17 protein-coding genes are annotated in these 15,006 nt (G+C 38.7%); 14 read left to right on the forward strand and 3 right to left on the reverse strand.

From position 1 onward, the window contains the following. The first annotated feature begins 15 nt into the window (after positions 1-15). From AC6UDF_RS00780 to AC6UDF_RS00800, 5 genes are all read left to right on the forward strand, one after another. Entirely contained in the window at positions 16-954 is a 939-nt protein-coding gene (locus AC6UDF_RS00780) for a DMT family transporter (RefSeq protein ID WP_500723738.1), read from the forward strand. An 8-nt stretch (positions 955-962) separates the two neighbouring features. After that, positions 963-1,280: a DUF7671 family protein gene (locus AC6UDF_RS00785; RefSeq protein WP_500693393.1), complete on the forward strand. Its 318-nt coding sequence runs from the start codon at positions 963-965 to the stop codon at positions 1,278-1,280. 16 nt (positions 1,281-1,296) lie between these two features. Next, positions 1,297-2,229: a DMT family transporter gene (locus AC6UDF_RS00790; RefSeq protein ID WP_500693394.1), complete on the forward strand. Its 933-nt coding sequence runs from the start codon at positions 1,297-1,299 to the stop codon at positions 2,227-2,229. Between the two features lie 88 nt (positions 2,230-2,317). After that, a complete protein-coding gene (locus AC6UDF_RS00795) occupies positions 2,318-2,581 on the forward strand; it encodes a hypothetical protein (protein ID WP_500693395.1) in 264 nt (87 codons plus the stop codon). A gap of 76 nt (positions 2,582-2,657) precedes the next feature. After that, positions 2,658-2,975, forward strand: coding sequence for a winged helix-turn-helix domain-containing protein (locus tag AC6UDF_RS00800; protein WP_500693396.1), 318 nt, complete (start codon positions 2,658-2,660; stop codon positions 2,973-2,975). 42 nt (positions 2,976-3,017) lie between these two features. On the opposite strand, the gene AC6UDF_RS00805 is transcribed toward AC6UDF_RS00800, so the two are convergent. Beyond that, on the reverse strand, positions 3,018-3,347 hold the full coding sequence (locus AC6UDF_RS00805) for a winged helix-turn-helix transcriptional regulator (RefSeq protein WP_500693397.1): 330 nt from the start codon (positions 3,345-3,347) through the stop codon (positions 3,018-3,020). 155 nt (positions 3,348-3,502) lie between these two features. Here AC6UDF_RS00805 and AC6UDF_RS00810 point away from each other — a divergent pair, with 155 nt between their 5' ends. Next, positions 3,503-4,204 carry an ABC transporter ATP-binding protein gene (locus tag AC6UDF_RS00810; RefSeq protein WP_500693398.1) on the forward strand — a complete coding sequence of 234 codons (702 nt, stop codon included), beginning with the start codon at positions 3,503-3,505 and terminating at the stop codon, positions 4,202-4,204. After that, entirely contained in the window at positions 4,201-6,495 is a 2,295-nt protein-coding gene (locus AC6UDF_RS00815; RefSeq protein WP_500693399.1) for an ABC transporter permease, read from the forward strand. The genes AC6UDF_RS00810 and AC6UDF_RS00815 overlap by 4 nt, the downstream gene beginning before the upstream one ends. 108 nt (positions 6,496-6,603) lie before the next feature. On the opposite strand, the gene AC6UDF_RS00820 is transcribed toward AC6UDF_RS00815, so the two are convergent. Together AC6UDF_RS00820 and AC6UDF_RS00825 are read right to left on the reverse strand one after the other, a co-directional pair. Then, entirely contained in the window at positions 6,604-6,822 is a 219-nt protein-coding gene (locus AC6UDF_RS00820; protein ID WP_500693400.1) for a P8 family protein, read from the reverse strand. A gap of 59 nt (positions 6,823-6,881) precedes the next feature. Continuing rightward, positions 6,882-8,141: an MFS transporter gene (locus AC6UDF_RS00825; RefSeq protein ID WP_500693401.1), complete on the reverse strand. Its 1,260-nt coding sequence runs from the start codon at positions 8,139-8,141 to the stop codon at positions 6,882-6,884. A 251-nt stretch (positions 8,142-8,392) separates the two neighbouring features. Here AC6UDF_RS00825 and pyrF point away from each other — a divergent pair, with 251 nt between their 5' ends. From pyrF to AC6UDF_RS00860, 7 genes are all read left to right on the forward strand, one after another. Further along, positions 8,393-9,103, forward strand: coding sequence for an orotidine-5'-phosphate decarboxylase (pyrF, locus tag AC6UDF_RS00830; RefSeq protein WP_500693402.1), 711 nt, complete (start codon positions 8,393-8,395; stop codon positions 9,101-9,103). Between the two features lie 21 nt (positions 9,104-9,124). After that, positions 9,125-9,751 (forward strand): orotate phosphoribosyltransferase, encoded by a 627-nt coding sequence (pyrE, locus tag AC6UDF_RS00835; RefSeq protein ID WP_500693403.1) that lies wholly within the window; start codon positions 9,125-9,127, stop codon positions 9,749-9,751. A gap of 146 nt (positions 9,752-9,897) precedes the next feature. Further along, on the forward strand, positions 9,898-10,926 hold the full coding sequence (gene adhP, locus AC6UDF_RS00840; RefSeq protein ID WP_500693404.1) for an alcohol dehydrogenase AdhP: 1,029 nt from the start codon (positions 9,898-9,900) through the stop codon (positions 10,924-10,926). A 130-nt stretch (positions 10,927-11,056) separates the two neighbouring features. Further along, positions 11,057-12,250: an AbrB/MazE/SpoVT family DNA-binding domain-containing protein gene (locus AC6UDF_RS00845; protein WP_500693405.1), complete on the forward strand. Its 1,194-nt coding sequence runs from the start codon at positions 11,057-11,059 to the stop codon at positions 12,248-12,250. A gap of 46 nt (positions 12,251-12,296) precedes the next feature. Next, positions 12,297-13,181 carry an aldo/keto reductase gene (locus AC6UDF_RS00850; RefSeq protein WP_500693406.1) on the forward strand — a complete coding sequence of 295 codons (885 nt, stop codon included), beginning with the start codon at positions 12,297-12,299 and terminating at the stop codon, positions 13,179-13,181. Between the two features lie 120 nt (positions 13,182-13,301). After that, positions 13,302-14,162, forward strand: a complete 861-nt coding sequence (locus tag AC6UDF_RS00855) for a hypothetical protein (protein WP_500693407.1) — start codon at positions 13,302-13,304, stop codon at positions 14,160-14,162. A 106-nt stretch (positions 14,163-14,268) separates the two neighbouring features. Continuing rightward, entirely contained in the window at positions 14,269-14,958 is a 690-nt protein-coding gene (locus tag AC6UDF_RS00860) for a hypothetical protein (protein ID WP_500693408.1), read from the forward strand. The last annotated feature ends 48 nt before the right edge of the window (positions 14,959-15,006 follow it).

Here is a 15,006-nt window from a genome sequence, read left to right on the forward strand (position 1 = left end):
AGTTAGGGTGAAAATATGAGTGAAGAAAAGACTAGCATTGGAAAAAGTAAAGTATTAAAAGGCATTGCTTGGGCAACCCTTGCATCCACTTTTTGGGGTATTTCTGGGGTTGTTTTGCAGTTTGTCTCACAAAATGCCGCTATTCCAGCTTCATGGTTCTTGTCCGTCAGGACTATTTTTTCCGGGATTCTACTTTTAGCAATTGGTTCGATTATGTATGGGAAAAAAATCTTCCATGTTTTTAAGGACTGGAAGTCGATTATTTGTATTGTAGCATATGGAATTATTGGCTTAGGTGCCAACCTGATGTCGTTTTACCTTAGTGTTCAGGACGGAAACGCAGCATCAGCAACCATCTTGCAGTATTTATCACCACTGTTCATTCTTTTAGGTGGATTTTTGTTCTTTCATAAACGTCCCTATAAGATTGATTTAATTGTGTTCCTGTTGGCACTTGTGGGGGTGTTTTTGGCAATTACCAAGGGTGACATTAATCAGTTAGCTATTCCGCTGCCAGCGTTACTTTGGGGAATTGTTTCAGGAATCACGGCCGCATGCTACGTTGTCATCCCTCGGCCATTAATGGAAGAAAATTCACCAATTGTCGTCCTTGGATGGGGAACCTTGATTGCCGGATTGGTCTTTAACATTCATCAACCAGTTTGGGTTGGTGTACCTCACTTAACGATGGGTGCGATCATTGGGATTGGTGCCATTGTTATCATTGGAACCGTAATCCCATTTGCATGTTTGCTTCACAGTTTACACTTTGCTTCCTCTGAAGAGGTTAGTTTAGTTGACGCCGTTCAGCCAGTAGTGACTTTCATTTTGAGTGTTATCTTCTTGCACACCAAAATTAGTTTAATGGAAATTGTCGGATCCGCCTTGGTAATTCTTGCCATCTACATCTTGCAGGATTCCAAGCGTCGCAATATTAAACAACAGAAGCTTTAGCCAAGATCATGGCAGATAAATATAAAGTAATTCGTTTTACCGGGGTTCCAGTTAAACTGGATGACTCCGGTAATTATGTAATTAAGAAGGATGAACAGGGTAATTTTAAACTTCATACTTGGCGAATCGGAAAACATACTAAGGGACATTTTCAGCGCATTGGTCAGGTTTTTTTGACGGAAAATAAATTAAGGGTTGCCATTGTGGCGGATTTTAGTGTATCTTTTAAAAAACGACATTTGTACACACCGATGGAACGTTTTTTAAATGATTACGTTGATTTGAAGTTGATTGATGAGGCAAAGTCACATTTAGATCAAGAGTAGACTGTGAGGAGAGAATATGAAAAGTAAAACGGGTAAGATGAGCAACACCGTTAAAGGAATTAGTTTAGCGGCGTTTGCTTCAACTTCATGGGGTGTTGCTGGCGTTATTACGCAGTACGTTTCACAAAACGTTGGGATTCCAGCTGCGTGGTTCTTGTCAGCACGAACTACCGGGGCTGCCATTGTATTATTACTAGTCAGTGCCATTATTTACGGAAAAGGCATTTTTAGTGTTTTCCGTTCATGGAAATCAATCATGTGGCTAGTTTTATACGGTTTGTTCGGTTTGGCTGCCAACATGGGAAGTTTCTACGTTAGTATCCAGACTGGAAACGCCGCTGCCACCACGATTTTGCAGTACCTGTCACCGTTATTCATCCTACTGGGTGGTTTTCTGTTCATGCACAAAAAGCCTATGAAGATGGACATCGTGGTCTTCATTTTGGCGCTAGCTGGAGTTTTCCTTTCAATTACTAAAGGGGACCTTTCTCAATTATCCATTCCCTTTGACTCGTTTTTCTGGGGGATTATTTCTGGAATTACTGCCGCTTTGTACGTGGTGCTTCCAAGACCACTGGCTCACGACAATTCACCAATCGTGGTTCTTGGTTGGGGAACTCTGATTGCCAGTTTAGCCTTTAACATCAATCATCCCGTTTGGACCAACGTGCCCCACTTAGGAATGGGTGGAGTCCTTGGTGTTTGTGGGATCATCCTCTTTGGAACCCTACTCACATTCTCATCACTGATCTACGCTTCCCGCTTTACTTCATCAGAAGTTATTAGTTTACTAGACGCCATTCAACCGGTTGCAACCTTTATCTTGAGTGTGATCTTTTTACACACCCACATCAGTTGGATTGAAGTTCTTGGTGCCGTTCTGGTTATTTTGGCCGTTTACATCCTGCAGTACGTCCAGCGACACAAGAATCAAGAAGAACTCTTATAACTTTCTTAAACCCTTGAGCATATTGGTTTGAACCCCTGATGTTTCAAGATATAATGATGTCATACTTAAATAAAGGGGAGAGATTGTTATGTCAGACGAAAGTAAAGAAACAAAAGCATTAGATAAGATTTCAGAAATTATGAACGAACTCCAAAAAACTTTGGACAAGGAAGGCACTGAATCACAAGAGGGCCACAAAGTTCATCGTTGGTTAGAAGAACACCGTGCCATTCATGAAATTAAACGCACCCTTCATGAAGTTGGTAAGTTCGACAAGTTCGATTCTGCTGCTTATGATAAATTTATGAAAGATTACAAAAAGGTTGTCGACGATTTGGACGACAACGATTAATAAGCTCTAAAAGGAGGCTACTTGGTAGCTTCCTTTTTTTGTGACAATTTTAATAAATAAAATCGGAGATGAGAATTTGGTAGATAAAAGTAATGGATTTAGTTTTGATGGGTTCACTTTAAATCCGGCAGTGGGAGAACTAAGCAGTAATACACAGTCGATTAAGCTAACTCCAACGGAGACTTCACTAATGGTCCTTTTCATTGAGCATAAGAATAAGTTAGTATCCAAAAAGGAATTGATGACGTTTCTGTGGGCGAACGGAAGTTTTATTGACGAGGATGCCATTGAAGATGACATTAGTTTACTTCGACGCAAGTTAGATCAAGTTGGATTAAAAGAAAAGATTAAGACGGTACCAATACGGGGTTATAAGCTGGTTGTCGATCGTTGATAATTTAATATAAAGAAATAGAAGCAGAATGACTTCCAAAAGTCATTCTGCTTCTATTTCTTTATATCGTTCTGACCATTTCTTCATTGACTTTAAAATAGGTGCTAAATCCATTCCACGTTTAGTTAAATTATATTCTACAGTGGGAGGGTTTGTATTAAAGACTTTACGCGTAACTATTTGCTTGTCTTCTAACATTTTTAATCTTGTTGATAATGTTCTGGTACTAATTCCAGGTAATGCCCGCGTGATACCACCATAATGATTATTTCCATTATAAATTTCCCAGAGAATGTATGAGGTCCATTTTCCACTAATGATGTCCACAACTGGTTGAATAGGACAGTCATCGATGATGTTATTGTTTTCCATAAGTGCCTCCAGTTTACTTTTATGCTGATACTTTAAAAAATTACCCTACTTTTATTTTTAAACTTATAAATATATTATACAAATAACACCTACAAATCAAAGGTGCAAATAAAATATTTTCATACTTTTAATAATTAATCATGGAGGTACCACTTATGCTCAGCTTAAAACATGTCAGTAAAAGTTATCAAAATGGATCTGAAACAACTCATGCTTTAGACGATGTTAGTTTTGATATCGAGTCGAATAAGGTTACGGTGATTTTGGGACCAAGTGGGTCTGGTAAAAGTACAACTTTAAATATCTTAGGTGGGATGGATAAACCAACGTCAGGTAAAGTTTTATATAATGATGATCTGATTAACACAGAGTCGGATAAGCAATTGACACTTTATCGAAGAGACGTTGTCGGATTTGTGTTTCAATTTTATAATTTAATTTCTAATCTTACGGCATTTGAAAATGTGGCAATTTCAGCACAATTAAAAAACAAGAAGTACAAGAAAGTGTCAGAAGAATATTTGAAAAAGGTTGGTCTTTTAAAACAAAGAAATAATTTTCCTGATCAGTTATCTGGAGGTGAAATGCAACGTGTTTCGATTGCGAGGGCTTTGGCTAAAGATCCTAGAGTGCTTCTTTGTGACGAACCCACTGGTGCACTTGATACTGAAACCTCAAAACGAGTTTTTAAAATTCTGAAGGGTAGTAAAAATGAAAATACGGCCGTAGTGATCGTCACCCATAATCCATTAGTTGCTCCAATTGCTGATCGAGTTATCAATATTAAAGATGGCAAAATAGATAAGATCGTTGACAATCCAACTCCGCTTGAAGTTGAGGAGGTTGATTGGGGATGAAGTTTTTATTTAAGAAATTAATCCGCACGGTTGTGAAAAATTGGACTCAATTCTTTTCCGTTTTTTTGATGGCGTTTCTAAGTGTTCTTTTTTATACCGGTTTAGAGGGTACCTGGAATGGTATGAAACAAAATATTAATCAGTATACGAGTGAAACCCATTTGGCTACATCGACATTACAATCGACAGGCTTGAGCAATAAAGAACTAAATACAATTAAGTCAATTCCAAGTGTTTCAAAGGCATCGGCTAAAACAGAAATTAGTACCACGGCACAATTAAAAGGGGATAAACGTTATTTAGAGATTGATACTCCTGGAACCCAAGAAATTTCTCGTACATTTCAAACTAATGGCAAGAAGATAAATAAAAATACTAACGGTATTTATTTGAATGAGAAGTTTGCTAAAAAGAATGGGTTAAAGAAGGGAAAACAAGTCACTGTTAGTTTCAATAACCAACCCATTAAATTAACAGTGGTCGGTATGATAAATTCTCCGAACAAGATGTATTATACCGGAACCAATGATTTCATATCTCCTCAAGAACAAAACTATGGGTATGGAATCATTAGTGAAAAGACATTCCTTAATAAATTTAAATTGCCAGCCCTTAATAATATTGTCGATATTAAAGACAGTGATAATTTTAAGACTGAAAGTAAAATTAGAGACATCATTGGTAGTAAATTTATCACTTTGCAAACTCAAAAATCCGATGTTGGCATCTCAACAGCTATTGATCGAGTAAAACAAATTCGTAATCTTTCAATTCTATTTTCAATTATCTTCATTCTATTAGCGGTCTTGGCCATGTATACCACTATTAGAAAAATAATTGATCAGCAACAAAAGGACATGGCAACTTTACAGTCATTAGGATATTCCAATGTAGTATTGTCCATGTATTACTCAATGTATGGTCTTTTTGTTGGAGGAATTGGTGCAATTGCTGGTTTGATAGTAGCTCCAGCACTTTCAACATTTGTAATGAATTCACAGAAATCTATGTTTTCGCTTCCTTCATGGCAAATTGCCTATACTACCGCACCGGTCTACGTTGCTGTGGGGGTAATAATTATATGTATTTTTTCAGCACTACTAGCGGCGCAAGTGAATCATGGATTAACTCCAGCCCAGGCATTTAGGAAGGGTAGTACTGCTAAAAATGGTAAACGAGTCTTTCTCGAAAAATTTCCTCGAATTTGGAATAAAATTCCTATTGGTAATCGTTGGTCAATTAGAGATAATCTTGGTAATAAAATTCAAATGCTGATGGGATTAATCGGCGTTATTGGTGGACTAGCTTTGGTGATGACTGGATTTGGTACGAAAAATTCAATGGATAATCAGGTTAATCAAACGTATGGACATGAGTATAACTACGCTAAAAAAATTAATTTAAACCAAAAGACTAGTGAGATAGAGATTAATCGAATTGTTAACAAAACTAACGGACAGAAGATTGAAACGTCTTACGCTAGTTTAAGTCCAAATGGGAAATTTGATCGTCCACTTACTGTCTTGGGTTCTGGATCTCAAATTAATCTTAAAACTGATGATGGACAAAGAATTAAGGATGGTGGTATATATCTAGCTGAGGGAATTGCTAAAATTGCTAACGTTAAGAAAAATGATACCGTTTTTATCAAGCCGTCATTAAGTACGAATAAATTGAAGTTGAAGGTAAAGGGCATCGTTAAATCAAATGCACCACAAGGAATGTATGTAACTAAACAGACGTGGACCGGTAATGGGTTGAAATTTCAACCAACGTCAATTTTGACAAATCATCAAGACGTTTCAAATTCAATTAAGAAGAGTCCAGATGTTAGTCAGATTGTTAGTTTGAAAGAACAAAAAAGTAATGCTAAAAGTATGGTAAATAATTTGAGTAGTATTTTCTTGATGATTCAAATTTTTGGAATCCTTTTGACCATTGTAATTCTTTATAATTTGGGATCTCTAAGCTTTACAGAAAGGTCAAGAAGTTATGCCACTCTTGAGATATTAGGATTCTCTCGTAAACAGATCCGAAATTTAACGATTATTGAGAGTTTAACAATTACGGTAGTTGGTTGGTTTTTGGGAATTCCGTTTGGATACTGGTTCCTATCCAAGTACGTAACTACTTTTAATACCAGTCAGATAATTTATTATCCGTTTATTTCTATTACTAGTATCGTTCTAGCTTCATTGATTGTTGTTCTAGCTGCTTTGTCTACAATTATAATGATTAGGAGCAGATTAAAAAAACTAGATATGATATCTTCAACTAAAGGCGTAGAATAAGACGAATTGTTAACAATTAATTCTAAATAAAAGAGATGACAATTCAGTCATCTCTTTTTGTATAAAAAAAAGAACCCATCAATAATGATGAGTTCTAAGAATCAAAAACTATTTCTTAAGTAACTTTTCAGCATCAGCTTTAACATCGTCATCGCTCATGTTTAAGTACTTTTCCATATCAGATTCAGTCTTCATGGTATCATGACTGTTATCTTCCATGTAGTGATCCCATAATGCATCACGTACTGGAGTTGAGTCGTCGCTCCAATCAAATACTTCTGACATCTTTTCGTCTAATACGCGTGGTGTTTCAAAATCATCAGCCATGTTATATATCCCCTTTTTCATTTATTCATGTCTATTCTAATTCTTTTGGGTTAAAAATGTTAGTTATTTGCACTTAATTTGGTGTTTTTACTTAATTTTTTAATGCCAGGGATGCTTATCATGGTGACAAAGCTGATTAAATACAAAACGGAAAGGAAAATCATTACTACGTACAGGTTATATTGATCCATTAGAATTCCGATAATGACCGATGACATTCCACCAACAGCTCTCCCAACTCCCACGATGATATTGTTGGCACTACTTCTCACTTCAGTGGGGTAGAGTTGACTCACAACCGCACCGTATCCGCCGTACATCCCGTTTGAGAAGAAACCAACGACCGCACCAATCACTAGTAGAGCAATCGTGGTGTGCGCTAGGGCCAATAAGTAAACCATGATTGATGAGGCAATTAGGAAGATCCCAAATGAGAGCCGTGGTCCGATGTGATCAAGAATCGTACCAAACACCATCATGCCAATACTCATCCCAATAATGGTGGAAATCATCCATAGTGAGGATCCAGCAACGTTTAAACCACTTTGCTTTTGAACGATGGTTGGAAGCCAGTTCATTAACCCGAAGTATCCAGCGATCTGAACGGTCGTCATAATCATCAAACCGACACTTTGATAGGCGGTCTTAAAGTCTGAAAACATGTATTTTTTAATGGCTTCGCCAGTTGAAATGGTCTGTTCCTGCTTTGATTCAAGAAACTCGTCTGACTCGTGTAAATGGCGTCTAACGAAGAAGATTAGGACAATCGGAATGAGCCCGAACAAGTACAACGCATGCCAGCCAAGGTGTGGAATAACAAAGGCAGCCAGGATGGCGGCAAGTAAGGCACCGACTTGCCCGCCGACAGATGCAATTGATGACATTTTTCCTAACTTATTCTTTGGAAATGCTTCAGCTAGTAAAGTAATCCCGAGTCCGTATTCACCACCAGCTCCAATCCCGGTCAACAGTCTTAGAAAGTAGATTAAGTAGATGTTGTTGGCAAACCCCATTAGAGCGGTCGCAAACGCAAAGATGAAGATGGTGTAGGTAAACGTTTTGACTCGACCAAAACGGTCACCAAGAAATCCAAAGATCACGCCACCAAGCAACATTCCCCAGTTGGTGATGGTTCCAATTAACCCGGCCGCTCCGGCTGAGATGTGTAAGGATGCGATGATCGAACTCATTGTAAAAGACAGAAAAAGCACATCCATGTTTTCAAGGCCAAAGCCAGAACTAGACGATAGTAAGACTAGTTTCTGGTTCTTGCTCATTGATGCATGGCTGTGCTCAGTATTATTACTTATTTTATCCATAATTTCCTCCAAATTAAGACTCACCGGTCTTGTTTATTTGACGCTGTTAGTGATTATTACATAGTAAAATTGTTTTGACAAGATGAACTTTTACCTTGACGGCCCCACCGATATTCCCTATATTTAGAGTAATAATTAATTAAGTTGGTTCAGAGAAACCAGGATTATGTTTATTAACTGATATAAATTTAATTTTAAAGGACCATTCTCTGACACCCGTCTGTGATTGGTCCTTTTTGCGAGGTAAGAAAATGAAGAAGACAATGATGATTGCGCTGGATTTTCCGACGCAGATGGACGTAAATACGTTTTTGGATCAATTTGCGTACCCAAGTCAGTTGACGGTCAAGATTGGCATGGAACTTTTCTATCGATACGGTCCTGAGACGGTCAAAGAAATCAAAAATAAGGGGTGTTCAATCTTTTTAGACCTGAAGTTAATGGACATTCCTAATACTGTATACGCGGGTATGTTTCAGCTTGCTCAACTTGGAGTTGACTACGTGACCGTACACATGCTTGGTGGAAGTGAAATGATGAGGGCTGCCAAAAGGGGATTGGTTGATGGCAGTAATCAATCTCATAATCAGGTTCCCGAGTTATTAGGGGTGACCGAATTAACTTCCATTTCAAAAGCCGGACTTGCTAACGAGCAAAATTGTTCTTTGAGTATGAATGAGCAGGTGGTTTCTCTAGCTAAGTTAGCTAAAAGTTCTGGTTGTGAAGGGGTCATTACCTCAGCTAAAGAACTGCCTGACTTAGTGAAGCAAGTTGGGAATGATTTTGATTACGTTGTGCCGGGAATCAGAAGTAAAGACGACGCCAGTGAAGATCAAAAACGGGTGGCAACACCAGAACAAGCAAGACGTGATGGTGCGTCTGCCATTGTGGTAGGACGTCCAATTACGCAGAATGAACATCCCTATCGGGCTTATCAAAAATACAATGATGAATGGAATTAAAAAAAGGGGGACAGATTAGTTATGAATAGTACAACTGAGATTTTAGAAGACCTGATTAACGACCAAATCGTTCAACTGAATCCAAGACGCCCCTTTACGTTTGCCAGTGGGATTAAGTCGCCAATTTACACCGATCTGCGTTTAACGATTTCGTATCCAGAACTAAGAAAAAAGATTTATCAGGCACTTAGTCAGTTAATTCAGACTAATTTTCCGAACGTCACGGTCATTGGTGGAGTAGCAACTGCTGGAATCCCTCATGCAGCTTGGGTAGCTGAAGAAATGAAGTTACCGATGATCTACGTTAGATCCAAACCAAAGGATCATGGGACTAGTAAACAGATTGAAGGAAAAGTAGGCCCAGATGATCACATTGTGCTGATTGATGATCTAATCTCAACTGGCGGAAGCGTGATTCAGGCGGCTCAGGCAGTTCAAAATGACGGCCATCAAGTTGATGGGGTAGTTTCCATCTTCTCCTATGGTTTTAGTGATGCCGACGATAATTTTAACAAGGCCGATTTAAGATTTGTTCCGCTGTTAACTTATCCTGAACTAATTAAGCAAATGCTTAACAACGGTCAAATCGAAAATGATCAGTACGAGCGACTTAATAAATGGCATCAAGACCCCTGGGCATGGAAATAAATCACTTTTTTAATTCTTCGTTTTTTAAGGATATATTACAATCTGTTATCGCTTACAATTCCCTGTTGACACGTGAAAATTTTAACTATATGATAGGAATTGTTGATAGATAGACGACTATAAATCATGGGAATAGGAGAATTAATATGGTAAAAGCAGCAGTTGTTAGAGATAATTCAGATGGATACGTTGATGTTAAAGATGTCAAACTTCGTCCAATTCACGAGGGTGAAGCTTTAGTTAAAGTTGAGTATTGTGGACTCTGTCATACTGACCTCCACGTTGCCTCAGGTGACTTCGGTGAAGTTCCTGGCCGAATCATTGGTCACGAAGGTGTTGGACGTGTAACTCAAGTTGCTGACGATGTTACCGACTTAAAAGTTGGCGACCGAGTTTCCATTGCTTGGTTCTACTCAGCTGATGGCACTTGTGAATACTGTGTTACTGGTAATGAGACCTTATGTCGTAACGTTAAAAACTCTGGTTTCACCGTTAACGGTGCCATGGCGGAAGAATGTATTGTTGATGCTAAGTACGCCGTTAAGGTTCCCGAAGGTTTGGACCCCGTTGAAGCAACTTCATTAACTTGTGCCGGTGTTACCACTTACAAGGCTTTAAAGATTGGTGACACGAGACCCGGTAAGTGGGTTGAAATCGTTGGTGCCGGTGGATTAGGTAACCTGGGTGTTCAACTTGCCAAAAACGTCTTTGGTGCTCCAGTTGTAGTTGTGGATGGAGATCCTAAGAAGTTAGAAGCTGCTAAAGAAAATGGTGCCGATGTTTTGATTAACAGACATGACGGTAACGTTGCACAACAAGTTCAAGATAAAGTTGGTGGGGTTTACGATTCAATCGTTACTGCCGTTAACAAGGATGCTTTCACTCAATCAGTTAACGCTTTACGTCCTGACGGAACCTTAGTTGCGGTTGCTCTACCAAAGGGTGATATGGCACTTAACATCGACAAGACCGTTCTTGATGGTATTAAAGTTGCTGGTTCACTAGTTGGAACTAGACAAGATCTTAGAGAAACCTTCCAGTTCGGTGCTGAAGGTAAGGTTAAACCAATCGTTAGAACTGACAAGTTAGAAAATATCAACAACGTAATTGATGACATGAAGGCTGGTAAGATTGTTGGCCGTGTTGTTTTCGATTTCACTGGTGATGACAAATAAATTAAAATTATCAACTAACTTAAGAAGTAGAATTCATAGAATTCTGCTTCTTTTTTTAATAATTAGTCCTGGGTCCGTTATAATAGAAGAATAAAACTATTTTCAAATTCATAACGAACGAGGAATCATAATGACGGAACCAAAGTATAAAATTGCAATCCCAAATCAGGTCGTTGAACGTCTCCATATTAAGCCGGGAGCCAAATTGAACTTGACACTGCGAAGACAGGGCATGACGGTAGAGAAAGTTAATGATGGCACGCCGAATTCGTGGAACGTTTCGATCTGGTGGTCGCTGATTCCGGCGGTGATGACCGCGTTAATCGCACTGATCTTTTTTAAGTATCGGCACTTTCAGATCGTCCCCATCAGTGGTAAATATTCGATTGCCAGTGGCACCATTGTATTGGGACTGTTTTTTGGTGCTTTACTGTTTACGATTTTTCTCATTAAAAGTCGCAAGAATCCACAAAATACCATTTATCGCAATATTTACTGGCGAAACTTTCCAACGATTGTTCTATCCTTTACTGCCAGTTTATTGGTTGGGCTGCTTGGGGTATTTTGGATTCTGGGAATTGCTTTTAAAGGCGCCACTTTCGATGTGTATACGGCGACCATCATCATTGCCATTTTAGAGGGAATCGTGAACTACGTCATGATTAGTGTGGCAGTGGCTCTAACGCCGACTTTATTAGTCGATCTTTTGAACCTAATCATTGTTTCTGGTGTTCTGATCTCCATGTCGTCAAACAGTCATCGCTACTGGTGGCGCCATAATCTGAGCTTTTTGGGGACGAGTCGAGCAACCGACAGTTGGCAGTTTAACTTGACCATTATCTTTTCCGCTTTATTGATGTGGGCCGTGATTGATTTCTTGTTTGTTTCGTTAAAATCAGTTCAAAGACCAACCATTCAAACTTGGATTTTACGAACCCTTTTGACGTTAATGGCGTTTAACGTGGCCGCTATCGGGATTATTCCCAATGACATTCAGATTCCGTGGATGCATTTTTGGCACACTCAGTTTGGCTGGTCGTTAGTTTGGATTATTATTATTCTGATTGCTGGAATTCGTTGGCTTTGGCCTGGAATTTCTAAAAACTTCCTGAAAACGTCGTATTTGATTGGACTACTACTAGTGCTGGCCAGTATCCTCTTTCAAGTTGTGCACTACTTCTCACTAACAGCCTTTGAGATTACTTCGTTCACGTTGGCCTTTTCTTGGATTATGATGTTATTTCAGTACATCTTAGACGTCGTGAACAAGGGAACGCTTGATTTTACCGTGACGCTCGCTAAAAATAACAAACAAAATTCATGAAATAAATAACGTGATATCCTACAATTAGTTCATGGAGGTGTTAAGTATGAGTAGAGATTTAGAATCAAAAGTACGTTTAAATAATGGCGTTGAAATGCCCCAATTAGGAATGGGTGTTTGGAAGAGTGATAATAAAACCGCCGCTCAATCCGTTGAATGGGCACTAAATGATGGTTATCGAGCAATCGATACCGCTAAACAATATGGAAATGAAGCCGGTGTTGGTGAAGGTCTGAAAAAAGGTCTGGCTGACAACGGATTAAAACGTGAAGATGTTTTTCTAACGACTAAAGTATTTAATGGTGATCAAGGATACGATTCAACTCTTGAAGCTTTTGAAGGCCAATTAAAGCGTCTTCAAACTTCATACGTTGATTTGTTACTAATTCACTGGCCAGTTAATGGCAAGTACAAGGAAACTTGGCGCGCTCTTGAAAAGATTTACCATGAGGGTAAAGCACGTGCCATTGGAGTTTCAAACTTCAATATTCGTCGTCTAAGAGATTTGATGAAGCATGCTTCCGTAAAGCCAGCTGTCAACCAAATGGAATTTCATCCCTTAGAACAAGAAGCTGACATTAAAGAATACTGTGACTTAAATGACATTAAACTTGAAGCATGGTCACCACTTGGTGGTGGAGCCGCTTTAAACAATCCACTTGTTAAGAAGGTTGCTGAAAAGTACGGTAAATCAACCGCACAAATCATCATTCGTTGGGACATGCAACGTGGCATTATCTCAATTCCAAAGTCAGCTCATGAAAAATACATTAAAGCCAATGCTGACATCTTTGACTTTGAACTTGACGACGATGACATTCGCCTAATTAATAGCCTTAACGTTGACAAGCGTTCAATTTGGTACGGTGACTTCCGTTGGAATGGGAATCCTGATGCTCCAGTTGACACTGTTGACCAATGGGATGACTAATTTAGTCAAAAGAGAAGCGTGTGCTTCTTTTTTTTATTGGTTGTGATTGTGACTGATAGCGTTTTTATTAAGATTTCGTTATAATGAAATTGTAAATAAATTAACAAAGGGAGAATTATTATGATTATTAAAGCAATTAAAAGTGCCCTTAACGTAACCAAAAAGCATTTTTGGATTTTGTTAGCAATGGTTGTTCCTGCGATCTTAATATCCGCTGTTCTGGGTGGATTAGTTAGCAGCCTGCAAAATTCTGAGGCTTTGAGTTTAAGTTATAGTTTGGGTGCCAGTTTTAGTATCTGGTTAATCTCGATCATCGTTGGAATTATTGGGATTGTATTATTTGAGTCAGCAGCGATGGGATACCTGACTGGTGACGAGACCAATACGTTTAAATTTGAAGATGCCTTTGTGGCATTTAAACAAGGAAACACTTGGTTAGTGGCAGCATTGTATGCCGCTTTTATGGATTTGATTAGTTTCATTTTTGGTGCATTATTTGTTGCCTCCGCTGGCGTTATTAGTGCTTCATTTGTTCCTCGAGTCTTTGGTTTTAACACCACCACCGCTCAAGTGGTCGCTTTGATCATTGTTGGAATTGTGATTCTAGCATTAGTTGGAATTGCTTGGATCTTCGTTGCTACTGGGTTAGCGTTCATTTACTTAACCTACTTTGATGCCCAACGAGCTGGTAAAAAAGTTCATCTAATGGATGGCTTTTCAGCTTCATGGAAACTCATGACTGGCAATCGTTGGGGTCTGATTGGTTTGAAGGTTTTAAACCTAATCATTGCCATCGTAACCTACGCGGTGATTGTGCTAGTAGGTGCACTACTATGGTGGATCTTTGCCTCAATGTTGACATGGACCGTCTTTGCAATTGTGCTTGAAGTCATTTTGACGGTGCTCGCCATCGCAATTTCAATCTTTTACATGGTATGGTTCTCAATGGCTAACATTAAATTCTACGAAGAAATTAAATAGTTAATCATTAGTTACAAAAAGAGAAGCAAGTTGCTTCTCTTTTTTTACGTTGTCAAAAAGAACTCGGCGTGTAATAATTCTAGTAACGAAAAATGGAGGAATACATATGATTGCAAATGCAATGACAAAGTCGTGGGGAATCGTTAAGAAGAACTGGTGGATGATGTTTTTAATGGGCATCCCAGCTGGGGTCGTGGGAGCTTTTTCGGATCCAATGATGTTGTTCAAGCTTCAAGGCATGCAAAGAGCCCTTTTCTCAATCTTTGAATTAATCGTTGGTCTGGTGGGAATCTTATTTGCTGCCTCTCTGGCCATGGGATACGCCAAGAGTATTCAAAATGATAGTTTTAAGTTTAAGAATGCTTTTGTGGCTTTTAATCGTAAGTACAATTGGCCTGTCATCATTCTGGTAGGACTATTAATGACACTTGCAGAGGCCTTTGCAACCCTCCTATTGATTGTTCCCGGCGTCATCTTGTCGGTTGGATGGGGTCTTTGGATGTATTCGTATCAAGATGAAATTGAGACCGGAAAAGAAGTTGGGATTACTCAAGCATTTACCGATGCTTGGCAAACAACGAAGGGTTACAAGTGGAACTTTTTTTATCTGCAGCTGTTATTTTTCTGTATGTATTTCGTATTAACCATTTTGATGACAGCCGTTACAACCGTTGTGAAGGGTAATTCTATTTTAGCCGCGGTGGTTTCTGTGATTGTATATGTTCCAATGATTTTCATTAGTTTCTGGAATTCAGCGGCTCAAATCATTTTCTACCGTGAAATTAAAAATAAATAAGTGTCAAAAAAGCGTTCATCATTTGATGAACGCTTTTAATTTTTCTAT

The sequence above is a fragment of the Fructilactobacillus sp. X2R6C1 genome (genome assembly GCF_059901295.1).

What these genes read in the sequence shown, in the direction of transcription:
- AC6UDF_RS00780 (WP_500723738.1), top strand. Translation starts at nt 16, where the DNA reads ATGAGTGAAGAAAAGACTAGCATTGGAAAAAGTAAAGTATTAAAAGGC.
- AC6UDF_RS00785 (WP_500693393.1), top strand. Translation starts at nt 963, where the DNA reads ATGGCAGATAAATATAAAGTAATTCGTTTTACCGGGGTTCCAGTTAAA.
- AC6UDF_RS00790 (WP_500693394.1), top strand. Translation starts at nt 1,297, where the DNA reads ATGAAAAGTAAAACGGGTAAGATGAGCAACACCGTTAAAGGAATTAGT.
- AC6UDF_RS00795 (WP_500693395.1), top strand. Translation starts at nt 2,318, where the DNA reads ATGTCAGACGAAAGTAAAGAAACAAAAGCATTAGATAAGATTTCAGAA.
- AC6UDF_RS00805 (WP_500693397.1), bottom strand. Translation starts at nt 3,347, where the DNA reads ATGGAAAACAATAACATCATCGATGACTGTCCTATTCAACCAGTTGTG.
- AC6UDF_RS00810 (WP_500693398.1), top strand. Translation starts at nt 3,503, where the DNA reads ATGCTCAGCTTAAAACATGTCAGTAAAAGTTATCAAAATGGATCTGAA.
- AC6UDF_RS00815 (WP_500693399.1), top strand. Translation starts at nt 4,201, where the DNA reads ATGAAGTTTTTATTTAAGAAATTAATCCGCACGGTTGTGAAAAATTGG.
- AC6UDF_RS00820 (WP_500693400.1), bottom strand. Translation starts at nt 6,822, where the DNA reads ATGGCTGATGATTTTGAAACACCACGCGTATTAGACGAAAAGATGTCA.
- AC6UDF_RS00825 (WP_500693401.1), bottom strand. Translation starts at nt 8,141, where the DNA reads ATGGATAAAATAAGTAATAATACTGAGCACAGCCATGCATCAATGAGC.
- pyrF (WP_500693402.1), top strand. Translation starts at nt 8,393, where the DNA reads ATGAAGAAGACAATGATGATTGCGCTGGATTTTCCGACGCAGATGGAC.
- pyrE (WP_500693403.1), top strand. Translation starts at nt 9,125, where the DNA reads ATGAATAGTACAACTGAGATTTTAGAAGACCTGATTAACGACCAAATC.
- adhP (WP_500693404.1), top strand. Translation starts at nt 9,898, where the DNA reads ATGGTAAAAGCAGCAGTTGTTAGAGATAATTCAGATGGATACGTTGAT.
- AC6UDF_RS00845 (WP_500693405.1), top strand. Translation starts at nt 11,057, where the DNA reads ATGACGGAACCAAAGTATAAAATTGCAATCCCAAATCAGGTCGTTGAA.
- AC6UDF_RS00850 (WP_500693406.1), top strand. Translation starts at nt 12,297, where the DNA reads ATGAGTAGAGATTTAGAATCAAAAGTACGTTTAAATAATGGCGTTGAA.
- AC6UDF_RS00855 (WP_500693407.1), top strand. Translation starts at nt 13,302, where the DNA reads ATGATTATTAAAGCAATTAAAAGTGCCCTTAACGTAACCAAAAAGCAT.
- AC6UDF_RS00860 (WP_500693408.1), top strand. Translation starts at nt 14,269, where the DNA reads ATGATTGCAAATGCAATGACAAAGTCGTGGGGAATCGTTAAGAAGAAC.